Source organism: Rhodococcus koreensis (assembly GCF_900105905.1).
Taxonomy (GTDB): Bacteria; Actinomycetota; Actinomycetes; order Mycobacteriales; family Mycobacteriaceae; genus Rhodococcus_F; species Rhodococcus_F koreensis.
This window is the reverse complement of record NZ_FNSV01000005.1, coordinates 2,202,502-2,214,619: the sequence shown is the minus strand read 5'-3', so window position 1 is coordinate 2,214,619 and position 12,118 is coordinate 2,202,502. Positions and strand designations below refer to the sequence as shown.

14 protein-coding genes are annotated in these 12,118 nt (G+C 66.6%); 7 read left to right on the top strand and 7 right to left on the bottom strand.

The window, feature by feature from the left end; all coding sequences use genetic code 11:
* The first annotated feature begins 2 nt into the window (after positions 1 to 2).
* The gene (locus BLV94_RS14990) at positions 3 to 533 is read left to right on the top strand and encodes a winged helix-turn-helix transcriptional regulator (RefSeq protein WP_072940637.1); all 531 of its coding nucleotides are present in this window, start codon (positions 3 to 5) and stop codon (positions 531 to 533) included.
* 3 nt (positions 534 to 536) lie between these two features.
* Here the strand turns inward: BLV94_RS14990 and BLV94_RS14985 are convergent, their stop codons facing one another.
* From BLV94_RS14985 to BLV94_RS14975, 3 genes are all read right to left on the bottom strand, one after another.
* A complete protein-coding gene (locus BLV94_RS14985) occupies positions 537 to 1,406 on the bottom strand; it encodes a PE-PPE domain-containing protein (RefSeq protein WP_083395577.1) in 870 nt (289 codons plus the stop codon).
* Between the two features lie 68 nt (positions 1,407 to 1,474).
* Complete coding sequence (locus tag BLV94_RS14980; protein WP_072940634.1) at positions 1,475 to 1,879, bottom strand: DUF1304 domain-containing protein; 405 nt, start codon at positions 1,877 to 1,879, stop codon at positions 1,475 to 1,477.
* Complete coding sequence (locus BLV94_RS14975) at positions 1,876 to 2,343, bottom strand: cupin domain-containing protein (protein WP_072940632.1); 468 nt, start codon at positions 2,341 to 2,343, stop codon at positions 1,876 to 1,878. Before BLV94_RS14975 ends, BLV94_RS14980 begins: the two co-directional genes overlap by 4 nt.
* 86 nt (positions 2,344 to 2,429) lie before the next feature.
* Between BLV94_RS14975 and BLV94_RS14970 the strand changes: the two genes are divergently transcribed.
* Positions 2,430 to 3,473, top strand: coding sequence for a helix-turn-helix transcriptional regulator (locus BLV94_RS14970; protein WP_072940735.1), 1,044 nt, complete (start codon positions 2,430 to 2,432; stop codon positions 3,471 to 3,473).
* Between the two features lie 7 nt (positions 3,474 to 3,480).
* On the opposite strand, the gene BLV94_RS14965 is transcribed toward BLV94_RS14970, so the two are convergent.
* Positions 3,481 to 3,873, bottom strand: a complete 393-nt coding sequence (locus BLV94_RS14965; RefSeq protein WP_072940629.1) for a hypothetical protein — start codon at positions 3,871 to 3,873, stop codon at positions 3,481 to 3,483.
* Between the two features lie 123 nt (positions 3,874 to 3,996).
* A complete protein-coding gene (gene fusA, locus BLV94_RS14960; protein ID WP_174705481.1) occupies positions 3,997 to 6,030 on the bottom strand; it encodes an elongation factor G in 2,034 nt (677 codons plus the stop codon).
* Between the two features lie 132 nt (positions 6,031 to 6,162).
* On the opposite strand from fusA, the gene BLV94_RS14955 reads away from it, so the two are divergent.
* Positions 6,163 to 6,633 carry an SRPBCC family protein gene (locus BLV94_RS14955; RefSeq protein WP_072940624.1) on the top strand — a complete coding sequence of 157 codons (471 nt, stop codon included), beginning with the start codon at positions 6,163 to 6,165 and terminating at the stop codon, positions 6,631 to 6,633.
* Here the strand turns inward: BLV94_RS14955 and BLV94_RS14950 are convergent.
* The gene (locus BLV94_RS14950; protein WP_072940621.1) at positions 6,627 to 8,282 is read right to left on the bottom strand and encodes an alkaline phosphatase D family protein; all 1,656 of its coding nucleotides are present in this window, start codon (positions 8,280 to 8,282) and stop codon (positions 6,627 to 6,629) included. The two genes, BLV94_RS14955 and BLV94_RS14950, sit on opposite strands and share 7 nt — an antisense overlap.
* A 119-nt stretch (positions 8,283 to 8,401) precedes the next feature.
* Positions 8,402 to 9,052, bottom strand: a complete 651-nt coding sequence (locus BLV94_RS48720) for a hypothetical protein (RefSeq protein ID WP_143051392.1) — start codon at positions 9,050 to 9,052, stop codon at positions 8,402 to 8,404.
* 177 nt (positions 9,053 to 9,229) lie between these two features.
* Here BLV94_RS48720 and BLV94_RS14945 point away from each other — a divergent pair, with 177 nt between their 5' ends.
* The 4 genes from BLV94_RS14945 to htpG all read left to right on the top strand — a co-directional run bounded on the left by BLV94_RS14945 (position 9,230) and on the right by htpG (position 12,113).
* Positions 9,230 to 9,433 (top strand): CopG family transcriptional regulator, encoded by a 204-nt coding sequence (locus BLV94_RS14945; RefSeq protein ID WP_072940618.1) that lies wholly within the window; start codon positions 9,230 to 9,232, stop codon positions 9,431 to 9,433.
* Positions 9,430 to 9,804 (top strand): type II toxin-antitoxin system death-on-curing family toxin, encoded by a 375-nt coding sequence (locus tag BLV94_RS14940; RefSeq protein WP_072940616.1) that lies wholly within the window; start codon positions 9,430 to 9,432, stop codon positions 9,802 to 9,804. Before BLV94_RS14945 ends, BLV94_RS14940 begins: the two co-directional genes overlap by 4 nt.
* A gap of 64 nt (positions 9,805 to 9,868) precedes the next feature.
* Positions 9,869 to 10,081, top strand: a complete 213-nt coding sequence (locus BLV94_RS14935; RefSeq protein WP_072940613.1) for a DUF4287 domain-containing protein — start codon at positions 9,869 to 9,871, stop codon at positions 10,079 to 10,081.
* Between the two features lie 103 nt (positions 10,082 to 10,184).
* Complete coding sequence (gene htpG, locus BLV94_RS14930) at positions 10,185 to 12,113, top strand: molecular chaperone HtpG (protein WP_072940729.1); 1,929 nt, start codon at positions 10,185 to 10,187, stop codon at positions 12,111 to 12,113.
* Positions 12,114 to 12,118 lie beyond the last annotated feature (5 nt).

Genomic DNA, 12,118 nt, shown 5'->3' with positions numbered 1-12,118 from the left:
AAATGGCACTGGGAACCGGGTACTCGCAGCAGAACTGCAACCTCGCTCGCGCGCTCGAAGTAGTAGGCGAGCGGTGGACGATGCTCGTGCTGCGCGACTGCTTCTACGGCGTCCGCCGCTTCAGCGATCTCCTCGCACACCTCGACATCTCCCGCGCCGTCCTGACGGATCGGCTGGGCGCACTCGTCGACGCCGGTGTCCTCGTCCGCGTCGCCGACGGCGGTCATCCCGAGTACGAACTCACCGAGGCGGGAAAGGCGCTGTGGCCGAGCATCTATGCGCTCTCCCAATGGGGTGAGCAGTACGTGTCGCCCGGCAGTTATCCCGGCCGGGTGTTCTCGCACGCCGAATGCGGGACGCAACTCGACCGTTTCGGGCGGTGCCCCCACTGCGGCACGATCCCGGGACCGGAAGACCTCGTGGTCGCCCCCGGGCCGGGCGAGGCCGCCCACCCTCGCAGCGACGCCGTCGCCGTGGCCCTGCGCGAACCCCGCCGGATGCTCACCCCGCTGCGGTCACGCGGCGATGCCTGACCGTCACGCCGCGACGCGCAGGGGCGGTTCGAACGTCGCCCGTACCTGCAGCCACTGGGCGAGAATCTGACATCCGGTGAGCCCGCTCGCGTCGAGTGGTTCGCTGGCGTACGCGATGTGCCGCCCGCCCCGCGTGTTGACGACACGCACACCGCGCCAGGCGAGGTGCGGCGGAAGGTAGCCGAGCACCTCGATCATCGCGGTCCGCAGGCGACGGGCGTCGGTGCGCCACTGCCGAGGGCTGAATCGTGTCTTGCCCGCATTCTGGAAGCTGTTGCTGCGGATCAGTTCCCACGTCTGCGTGAGCCACGTCCGAACTGCGCGGAATGACATCCACCGCGTGAGGTCGGCGATGTCGCGGACATAGCTGTCTTCGCTGGCATTGCAGATCATGTCGTCCGGGTGCGCGATCCACTGGACCGGTATCGACTCGGGGATCGGCGCGCCGACACCCGCGACACCGCGCCCGAAGCACCCCGGGGCCACTCCCGCCGGTTGCTCGGGATCGGAGACGAGACCCACGGCGGCGAGGTTGCCGGAGCGCAGGGTGCCGGTGGCGATCTGTCCGAGCACCTCACGGATCACGGTGCATCCCTGCGAGTACCCGATCAGCATGACAGGTCCGGGAGCGTCGTCGATGGCGTCGATCAACCGGCGGACGCCGACCTCGGTGCTCTGCCGATAGCTGAGCCCGCCCGCGGCGACCGGCCCGTACGACGCCGGATAGCCGACCCACCGAGACTCGAATCGGTCGTCGAGGGCGTCGGTGACGTCACACAACAGTCCGGAGACGTGGCGCCGGTGGTCATCGGGGTGGGACTCTCCGGTACCACCGATGGCGAGAACGGTCACCTGGGGCATGGCGTCCATCATGCCGACGGACGATAAGGATTCGATCGGTCGACCCTGAGAAGTTTCTGGCAATCGACTGCGAAGGGTTGTCACCCGATCGCCAGCGAGATCAGAGCCACCAGTGGCGGCGCGCTCTGTGACAGTGCGCCAACGACGCCGTCGCCACGCTGCCGGCTCAGCGCCATGCGATCCGACGCGGCCAGGGCGATGCCCGCGAGGAACATGAAGAGGCAGGTGTAGACGACGAGTGTGCGACCAGGCGTGTCCTGACCGGCCCACCACAGGATGACGCCGGCGATGGCGCCGGAGGCGAGGAACAGATTGTAGAAGCCGACGTTGAACGCCCACAGATGGGCGGCGGGCACGTCGCCCCCCGGGATACGGAAGATGCCCTCGTGCACCGACCGTCTGCGGAACAGCAGCGATTCCCACACGAATGCCAGCAGATGCACGCCGGCGGCGACCAGGGTGGCGATCTGCGCGACGACGGTCATGACGCACCCGCCCCGGTCGCGAGTTCGACGCCATAGCGATCGGTGACCTCGTGCAGCAGTCGGGCCACTACCTCCGGCGAGTGCCCGCCACGGCCGACCATGTCGAGATCACCGAAGAAGCGGCCGTGGGACGCCCCGGCGGCGACGAGGAGGAAGTCGGCGGACTCGGAGAGGACCGTGAACGTATTCATCGTTCCCGCCTCGATGGCGACCGTTTCCCCCGCCGCGAGTTCGTGCCCGGTGTCCCCGGCCTGGACGAGTATCCGGCCGCGCAGCACGTGGTAGGACTTCGACCACGGCTCGGCGTGCAGTGGACCGTCCGGTGCGGTCCGGGACGCTTCGACGAGGAAGACTTCGTACGTTCCGCCGGTGTGATCGCCGCCGACCAGGACCGTGATGTCGGCGTCCGGCGCGGTGAGCCGCCTGCCGTCGCCTGCTCTGATTACGTGAACGTGGGTGGACATACTGCGACGGTAGGACCGGCTCACCGCTCTACCCATCCCCGGAATCTGGGATGGTGGTGTGCCTGTGACCAGCGCATACTGTGGTCATGCTGGAGGTCCGGGCGGAAAAGCTGCGGCGGGAGGTGCTCGCGTTCGCAGGAGCGGGAGCCGGCGTCACGCAGCTGCACGAGCGCGCCATCGAACTGGTTGGGGAGACGGTGCGCACCGACCTGACGTGCTGGGCGATGCTCGACCCGGAGACACTCGCGATCAGTTCGATGACCAGCGGGCGCAGCCGGATACCGCAGCAATACGAACCGCTGCTCGCCGAATCCGAGTACAAGGGCGAAGATCCGGGCACGTTCGCCGAACTCGCCCGCAGTGGCCGGACCGTCGCGCGGGCCTCGGACCTACCCGCGGACGCGGTCGCGCACAGCCTCCGCCACGGCGCGGTGTGGGCGCCGCTGGGGCTCCGCAGCGAGGTCCGAATCGTGTTCAGCGTCGACGGGGTGTGCTGGGGCGCAGCCGGATTCGTGCGGTCCGGGCCGGATTTCACCGACCGTGAGCTCGAGTTCCTCACACTCGTGGCTCCCGGCCTGGCGGTCGCGACGCGGGCCGCGTCCGTGCACGCCCCGGCAATCTCCGGTCGCGGCGACCAGGGTCCGGCGGTGGTGGTCACCGACGCCGCCGGCGATCCGATTGCACTCACGGCCGCTGCCCGCGGCTGGCAGGACCGCTTCGACGAGGTCGCCCCGGGCAGGTTGACCGTGGTGTTGCGGGCCGCGACGTTCGGGGCGCGGTCGAGCGGTTCGGGGATCTTCAAGGCGCGTGTGCGCGACGCGGAGGGCGGCTGGATTCTGGTGCGCGCCACGGCCTTGATCGGCGGCGACGAACCGCAGACGGTGGTCACCCTCGAACCCGCCGCCGGCGGTGAGCTCACCGGGTTGTTACTTGCAGCGTATGCGGTGACCGCACGCGAGCGTGACGTGTGCGCCGACGTGTTGGCCGGCTACGCGACGTCCGAGATCGCACGACGTCGCGGCATCACCGCGAACACAGTCCAGGACCACCTGAAATCGGTGTACGCGAAGGCCGGGGTCCGCAGCCGCGCGGAACTCGCCGCGCGGCTGAGGGCCGGTCGCGAGATCTAACGACCGCTCACGATCCCGTGGTGCCCGTCGCCAGCGAGGAACAGGCCTCCTGCGCCGCCGCCCACGTCGAACTGTCGATCCCGGGAGGAGCGCTCGACGCGTCCGGCGCGCCGCCCTGGGGTGGGGCCGAACCGTCGCCCTCCGGCGGTGCCATGTCGCCGCTGGGCGGCGCCACCCCGCCCGGTGCCCCGCCGCCGGCCTGGTCGGGCGGTGCTGGCACGCCGTTTTCCTCGAGGCAGGCCTGCAGTTCGTCGCTCATCGCCGCGGGGGCGGAGCCGCCCTGCACAGCGCTGTCGCCGGAGCCGCCCTGCACAGCGCTGCCGGTGGTGCCGGTCGACGAAGTGCCGGACGAATCGCCCGAACTACACGCGACGACGGAACATGCGAGACCTACTGCCATCGCCGCTCCACCGATGCCGCGAACCAATTGTGAACGCATGATCGATGCCCTTCCTCTGTGAGTGAGACACCACTACACCGCGGGAAGCTGGGAGAACGCTGCGTGCACGCTGGAAGGGCACTGTCAGCGCGGTTCGGGCCGCTCCTGGTAGCACTTGAAGCTCAGTGCGAGACGGCCACGCCCGTGCGTCATCGAGCGCAGGGCGACCGGGTAGTCGGTGACCTCGCTCGTGGGCACCGAGGCGATGACAGTGACCTCGCCGTCCCCTGCCGGTTCGGTGCCCTCGATCTGGCCGCGTCGCCGGCCGAGATCCGCCATCACGTCACCCTGCAGCGTCGAGGGCACGGTGACCTCGACGTGGTCGACGGGTTCGAGGACGAGAGTGCCCACCTTGTCGATGGCCGCACGGAGGGCGAGCGCCCCTGCCATCCGGAAGCTGAAATCGTCGGAGTCGACCGAATGATGCTTGCCGTCGAGGACGGTGGCGCGCAGGTCGACGAGCGGAAACCCGTGCCTGCCTCCGCGTCCCATCGATTCGGCGATCCCCTTTCCGACCGCGGGAATGAGGGATTTGGGTATCACACCGCCACGGGTCTCGTCGACGAACTCGTAGCCCTTGTCGCGGGGGAGCGGCTCGAAGCGGACCGTCGCCACCCCGAACTGGCCGTGGCCGCCGCTCTGCTTCTTGTGGCGGCCCTCCGTCTCCACGGTGCCGAGCAGTGTCTCGCGGTACGCGATCTTGACCGGTTCGGTCAGAAGGGTGATGCCGTACCGCCGCTTCAACCGGGTCAGCGCCACCTGCACGTGCACGTCGCCGGCGCCCCGGACCACCGTCTGGTGGGTCTCGCTGTCGCGCGTGACCTCCAGCGTCGGGTCGTCGCTGACGAGTTCGGCCAGGGCTGTCGCGAGTTTGTCCTCGTCGCCGGCGCTCTCGGCGGCCACCGCGAGTCCGTAGACGGGACGGCGGTGCACGATCGGGGGGACGGTGAGCGGTGAGCCGATCGGCGCGAGGGTGTCGCCCGTCGAGACATCGGTGAGTTTGATGGCGCCGACGATGTCGCCGGCCTCCGCGCTGTCGATCGGGGTGTGTTTGCTGCCGAGGACGCGAAGGAGATTGTGCAGGCGCTCCTTCGCGCCGGTGCGCTGGTTGATTAAGACATCGTCCGCGTGCACGCTGCCGGAGAGGATCTTCAGCAACGCCACCTGCCCGACGTATTCGTCGGTCTGCGTCTTGAAGACGTACGCGAGCGGGTCGCCGGACGGATCGCACCGCACCTCGGCGACCCGGTCCCCGTCACCGCGGACCTCGATGCCCGGGACCTCCGACGGTGCCGGCGCGATCCGGCACACGAAGTCGAGCAACCGGTCGACGGCGATCGCATCGACGGCCGACCCGCACAGCACCGGCCACAGCGAGCCCGCGGCGAAACCCGCGCGGAGCGCGTGCTCGAGTTCGGGCACGGAGATGTCCTCGCCGTCGAGGTACTTCGAGAGCAGGTCGTCCTCGATCTCGACGACGTCCTCCACGAGATGCTCGTGCTGTTCGTGTTCGCGGTCGGCGATGTCGGCGGGCAGTTCGTCGCTCGTGTTCGCGGACCCGCTGTCGTAGAGGATGACGTGCTCGGTGAGGAGGTCGGCGACGCCGGTGAACGCGGACGCCTCGCCGACGGGCAGGTCGACCGGTTCGACTCCGGACCCGAAATGGTCGCGGATCCCGGCCAGGACGGCGTCGAACGACGCCCGTTCCTTGTCCATCTTGTTCACGAACAGGATGCGCGGGATGGCTCGCTCGGTGGCCGCCTGCCACAGCAGTTCGTCGTTCACCTGCAGACCGCTGACCCCGTCGATCACGAACACGGCGACGTCGGCGACCCGGAGCGCCGTCATCGCGTCGCCGGCGAAATCGGCGTAGCCCGGCGGGTCGAGAAGATTGATCCGGTAGTCGTTCCAGGAGAACGAAGCCAGGCCGAGCGTCAGCGACTGGGTGCGGTCGTGTTCCTCCGGTTGGGTGTCGAGCACGGTGTTGCCGCTCTCGACACGTCCGGGTCGCGTGACGACACCGGCGCGGAAGAGCATCGCCTCCGCGAGCGTCGTCTTCCCGTTGCCCTGATGCCCCACCAGGGCGATATTGCGGATCAGATCCGTCTCGGTCGTCACTGCTACCCCCACCATGTCGTACGGGTCGCTCCCGACGATACCGCGCGCGCGACCGGTGGCGAGGCGTTATCTTCCACGTGAAGAGGTGGTCGCGACCTCGGTCCGCCACACCCGACACCGAATGGAGACCGCATGGCTTCGGCCGAGTTCCTCGTCGAACGTTCCACCGTCATCGATGCGAGCCCCGACGTCGTTCAGCCCCTCCTCGACGACTTCCGGAAGTGGCAGGCGTGGTCGCCGTGGGAGGACGTCGATCCCGATCTGAAGCGCACGTACTCCGGCCCGGATTCGGGAGTGGGCGCGTCCTACGCCTGGGAGGGCAATCGCAAGGCGGGTTCGGGACAGATGGTGATCACCGAGTCGGTGCCCGGCTCGAAGGTCGTGCTCGACCTGACCTTCCTCAAACCGTTCAAGGCGGAGAACGTCACAACGTTCCTCCTCGAACCGAACGGCGCGGGCACGACCGTCCGCTGGCAGATGACCGGCAAGAACAACCTTTTCTTCAGGATCGTGGGAGTCGTCTTCCCGATGGACAAGATGGTGGGTAAGGACTTCGAGAAGGGGCTCGCGCAGCTGAAGGCGGCGGCCGAGCAGCGTCAGTAGTCCTTTCCCGTTGCCAGTTCGAGGTCGGTCATGGTCTTGAACCGGGGTGTGCCGTCGCTGTCGTTGCGGGCCTGTTCCATCACGAGGCGGGCCGACCTTCCCTTCAGGTGGAGGGTCGCCACCTGATCACCGAAGAACGGTCCGGCGACCTTGGACCAGTCGAGGGGAACGGGCGGCACCCGCGACACCCGGCCCAGGATGAAACGCACGGTCCGCTCGGTGGCGCGCCGCCACGAGATCCGGAACGTCACGTTCATGGCGGCCGGTACGTAGTTGTGCAGGGGCGAGCACGTCAGCTGATAGACCAGTGACTGCAGCGGTTCGGGGTAGTGCGCCTGCGCGGCGTAGGCGTGGTGGACGTCGCCGGACAGCACCGAGATGGTGGACGGCGCGCGCCCACCCGGCCCGGCCCGGTGACCTCTGCCGACGTCGGCGAGGAGCCGGGCGAGCCGGTCGAACGAGTCACGAAACGCAGCCCAGTGCTCCAGGTCCGCCGCGCGCCGGATCTTCTCGGCCCAGGCCGCCACCCGCGGGCCGCGGGATCCGGCGGCGAGGCGTTCGTCCCAGGACTCCAGGTCGTGGAGGGCGCGGGGCAGCAGCCACGGCAGCGACGTCCCGACGAGCAGGTGGTCGTAGTCGCCCTCGGTCTGACGCTCGATCCAGGAGAACTCGGGGTCGGACACCATCTCGCGGCGACCACCGCAGAGGATGCGCCCGCACCGCGAGTCGATGACGAGCAGCCTCGCGACTCCGAGGTCGCGGCGATACGACCACTGCGTGCCCTTCGCGCCGTCCGCCTCCTCGTCGGCGGCGGACGCGAACTCCCGGAGCATCGGTTCGACGTCGCCGCCGTGCTTCCGAACACGTTGGTACAGATCGTTTTCGGCGAGGAGGCTCGGCGACAGGTTCCCGAGGTGCTGATAGACCCAGTACGACGACAACGCGCCGACGATACGCTCCTCCCACCACGACGTCGCCTCGACGTCGTCGCGCCAGGACTCGGAGGTGTTCCAGTCGTCCCGCACGTCGTGGTCGTCGAAGATCATCGACGTGGGCACCGTGGACATCAGCCAGCGCACCTGAGGGTCCGACCATGATTCGGCGTACAGCCAGGTGTATTCCTCGAAGTTGCGCACCTGCGGGCCGGGTGGCTCCTTCACGTCGTGGATCTCGGCGACGCGCGCCTCGGTCTCGGGGGAGAGTTCGTCGGCATACACCTGGTCCCCGAGCAGCAGCAGGGCGTCGGGCCACCGGTCCGGGGACTGTCCGGCCATCCGCACCGCGTAGGCGTCGAGGGCGTCGGCGCCGAGGTGCCGGTTGTCCTCCGTCGTGGACATCGTGGCGAACCGGCACGATCCGAACGTCAGGACGAGGGTGTCGTCGTCCTCGCGGAGCGTGCGGATCACCGACGGGACGGCATTCGGCAGCGGCCACACCGGACGGCCGTCGAGGGTCACGTCGTACGGAGTGGTCGATCCCGGTCCCAGATCGTCCACGACGACGAGCGCGTAGTGGTGACCCGAGACGTTCCACGTGCGTTCCTCGTGGCCGAGGACCCGGACGGTGCACGGCTCCGACGTCTCGACCCACACCGTCGCGTCAGATGTGCCGACATGTCTGAGCAGCGGTCCCAGAATCAGCTCCGCCACTTTCGTCACCCTGCCGGATTCTTCGCGCGTGACCGGTACATGCGATAAGCCTACGGATCCCCGCGCGACCGCGAGGAAGCTTCTGCCCGAAGGTGACGTTCGGCGGAATATTTGTTTCACTAGGCGGAGTCGAGGCTCGGTAGCTGGGGGAAGTCAAAGCCGATCTGATGTTGCACAGGGTTCGCCGGGCAGACCCATTTCAGCTCAGATAGACCTTCCACGGGTTGGAGACGCATGTAACGCTCGGTCGGGCACCAAAGGCAGCGTGCCCTCGGAACTGTGAGAAAGGTCTGTCCTTCGGTGTCCCTCTCGAGGGCATAGCCTGGTAACCCGAACCGAAATGGTCGAAATCTTGTTGCGCTCAATGTGAGATTTATCGTCAGGGCAAATCCGCTCAACGCGACAATTGCACAGGCCACGATGGTCGCAATGTAGTTGCTTTGATTCGACTTCAGATTCACGATGGCAACTAGAATTCCTAGTGACACACCGACGACTGACAACCAATTATCCGGTAACCACACGCGGCGTTTCACTTGACGGTGCATCTCAGTTCGGTGTTCGAACGGATCGTTTGGAGTCTTGCCGACGATGAAGTTGCCGCCGACAGTGATGTCGTTACCTGCCTGTATTCCGTCGTTGTTGGATCCGAAGTGGAGCGTCGGTGGCAGCACCTCAGTGGCGGAGGAAAATCCTAGATTTGGTGAACCGCAACCGCAGTATTCGTAGTCCGCCGGTGGTGTACGTCCGCATTCGCATTCGATCGACATTCTTCCCCCAAGTTTCCAAAGATCTGATGTAAGTAATCGGCGATATGTTGACAGACGTGACCGACAAGTACGGTCGCGAGGCCGGTCCCGCGCGAGGACGAAACGCTGCTGTTGGTTAAGTCCTGATCGAAGGTCGGGTTACAGGGCCAGCTGCTACCACTTTGGTATCATCGGCATATGGCCATGACATTGCGACTGACGGAGGAGCAGGAGCGTGCGCTGACGCTTCTCGCCGACGCTCAAGGCGTCAGTAAGCAGGAAGCGACGGTTCGCGCGATCCTGGAGGCTGCCGCTCGGCACACCCATGACGAGCGGGTTCGCGCTCTGTCCCGCCGCGGCCGCGACCGGTACGCCACCTTGCTGGACCGCCTCTCGCGGTGACGATCGACTATCTGACTCTCGAGGACTTGCTCTCGCTGGCTGAGGATCTCGGCGTTGCGTCGGTCCGGGATCTCGGGCTGCTCGACTCGGCGGCCCACCGTCCGCAGGCGTCGTTGCTCGGCCAAGAGGTGTATCCGTCGATTCACGACAAGGCGGCCGTCCTGCTCGAGTCCTTGACGAGGAATCATGCCCTCGTTGACGGGAACAAGCGGCTGTCCTGGTTGGCGGTTCACGTGTTCTACGGATTGAACGGCTATGACCTGGATGCTCCCGAAGGTCCGGCATACGACTTGGTCATCGCTGTTTCGAGCGGGGAGTGGGGGTACCGGGAGGTGTCGCCCCAGCTCGCCGAATGGGCACATTCCGTCTGAGTGTCGCTTCCTGAAGATGCTTGTCGGACAGGATGTGTCGGCGGGTTCCGCTAGCGTGTCGCGCATGGCTGAACCAGTGAAGGGTCCCGCGTCCTATTTCCCGTCGATCGAGAAGAAGTACGGTCGGCCGATCAGTGAATGGCAGACGCTCATCCGGTCGTCCGAGCTGACCAAGCACATGGAGTTGGTGAGTTGGCTGAAGTCCGAGCACGGCCTCGGTCACGGCCACGCCAACGCGCTGGTCGCGCACACCCTGAAGGAGGACGCCGCCGGCTGACGGGCCACCGGCGGAAGCTCGCCGCGATGAATCCGGAATTTTGCCGCGGGATATCATTCCGACGAATCTGGTGTCGAGGGTTCTGCGTTCGAAGGGAATCGAAGTGAGCACGAAAATCGAACAACTGGAGTTCCAGGCGGAGACCCGCCAGCTCCTGGACCTCATGATCCACTCGGTGTACTCCAACAAGGACTCGTTCCTGCGGGAGCTCATCTCCAACGCCTCGGACGCGCTGGACAAGTTGCGTCTCGAAGCGTTCCGCAACAAGGACCTCGACGTCGACACGTCGGATCTGCACATCGAGATCGAGGTGGACGCGGAGAAGCGCACGCTCACGGTCCGCGACAACGGCATCGGCATGTCCCACGAGGAGGTCGTCGACCTCATCGGCACGCTGGCCAAGTCCGGCACCGCGGACCTGCGCCGCAAGTTGCGGGAAGCGAAGGACGCCGCTGCCTCCGAGGAACTGATCGGACAGTTCGGCATCGGTTTCTACTCGACGTTCATGGTCGCAGACAAGGTCACCCTGCTGACGCGGAAGGCCGGCGAGAGTGAGGCCACGCGCTGGGAGTCGAGCGGCGAGGCCACGTACACGATCGAGGCCGTCGACGACGCCCCGCAGGGCAGCTCCGTCACCCTGCACCTCAAGCCCGAGGACACCGAGGATCACCTGCACGACTACACGTCGGTACGGAAGATCAAGGAACTCGTCAAGCGTTACTCCGACTTCATCGCGTGGCCGATCCGGATGGACGTCGAACGCACGGTCCCCGCGGAGGGCGACGGCGGGGACGAGGTCACCACGACGTCCGAGACGATCAACTCGATGAAGGCGCTGTGGGCGCGCTCGAAGGACGACGTCTCCGAGGACGAGTACAAGGAGTTCTACAAGCACATCGCCCACGCCTGGGACGAACCGCTCGAGGTCATCCCGATGAAGGCCGAGGGCACGTTCGAGTTCCAGGCCCTGCTGTTCATTCCGTCTCACGCGCCGTTCGACCTGTTCATGCGGGACGGGAAGACGGGTGTGCAGCTGTACGTCAAGCGCGTCTTCATCATGGACGACTGCGACCAGTTGATGCCGGAATACCTTCGCTTCGTCAAGGGTGTGGTCGACGCTCAGGACCTCTCCCTCAACGTCTCCCGTGAAATCCTGCAGCAGGACCGGCAGATCCGTGCCATCCGCCGCAGGCTCACCAAGAAGGTCCTCACCACGATCAAGGACCTGAAGGCCGAGCGGCCCGACGACTACCGCACGTTCTGGGCGGAGTTCGGCCGCGCGGTCAAGGAAGGCCTGATGTCGGACAGCGACAATCGGGATGTGCTGCTGGGTATCTCGTCGTTCGCGTCCACCCACAGCGAGGAGGAGCTGACCTCGCTGGAAGACTACGTGTCGCGGATGAAGCACGGTCAGGAGCAGATCTTCTACGCGACCGGCGAATCCCGGCAGCTGCTCGAGAGTTCCCCGCACATGGAGGCCTTCCGCGCGAAAGGCTTCGAGGTGCTGCTGCTCACCGACCCCGTGGACGAGATGTGGGTCGGTGCGGTTCCGGAATTCGAGGGCAAGTCGTTCCAGTCGATCGCCAAGGGTGAGGTCGATCTCGACACCGAGGAAGACAAGAAGGCGCACGAGTCGGAGCGGGAGGAGCAGGAGAAGGACTTCGCGGGCCTGCTCTCCTGGATGGCCGACGCGCTCACCGAGCAGGTCAAGGAGGTGCGGCTGTCGACGCGGCTGACCACGTCACCGGCCTGCATCGTCGGCGACGCGTTCAGCATGTCCCCGGCACTCGAGCGGATGTACCGGGCGTCCGGGCAGCCGGTTCCCACTACGAAGCGCATCCTCGAGCTGAACCCTGCCCACCCTCTCGTCACCGGGCTGCGGGAAGCACACGGCGAGCGCAACGAGGATCCCGCGCTGGGGGAGACCGCGGAGCTTCTCTACGGGATGGCGTTGCTGGCCGAGGGCGGCGAACTCGACGATCCCGCCCGGTTCACCACGATGCTCGCCAACCGTCTCGCCAGGACGGTGTAATTCCC

Bases quoted from the DNA above. Each gene is read 5' to 3' on its own strand.
- BLV94_RS14990 (WP_072940637.1), top strand. From the start codon at position 3: ATGGCACTGGGAACCGGGTACTCGCAGCAGAACTGCAACCTCGCTCGC.
- BLV94_RS14985 (WP_083395577.1), bottom strand. From the start codon at position 1,406: ATGATGGACGCCATGCCCCAGGTGACCGTTCTCGCCATCGGTGGTACC.
- BLV94_RS14980 (WP_072940634.1), bottom strand. From the start codon at position 1,879: ATGACCGTCGTCGCGCAGATCGCCACCCTGGTCGCCGCCGGCGTGCAT.
- BLV94_RS14975 (WP_072940632.1), bottom strand. From the start codon at position 2,343: ATGTCCACCCACGTTCACGTAATCAGAGCAGGCGACGGCAGGCGGCTC.
- BLV94_RS14970 (WP_072940735.1), top strand. From the start codon at position 2,430: ATGCTGGAGGTCCGGGCGGAAAAGCTGCGGCGGGAGGTGCTCGCGTTC.
- BLV94_RS14965 (WP_072940629.1), bottom strand. From the start codon at position 3,873: ATGGCAGTAGGTCTCGCATGTTCCGTCGTCGCGTGTAGTTCGGGCGAT.
- BLV94_RS14955 (WP_072940624.1), top strand. From the start codon at position 6,163: ATGGCTTCGGCCGAGTTCCTCGTCGAACGTTCCACCGTCATCGATGCG.
- BLV94_RS48720 (WP_143051392.1), bottom strand. From the start codon at position 9,052: ATGTCGATCGAATGCGAATGCGGACGTACACCACCGGCGGACTACGAA.
- BLV94_RS14945 (WP_072940618.1), top strand. From the start codon at position 9,230: ATGGCCATGACATTGCGACTGACGGAGGAGCAGGAGCGTGCGCTGACG.
- BLV94_RS14935 (WP_072940613.1), top strand. From the start codon at position 9,869: ATGGCTGAACCAGTGAAGGGTCCCGCGTCCTATTTCCCGTCGATCGAG.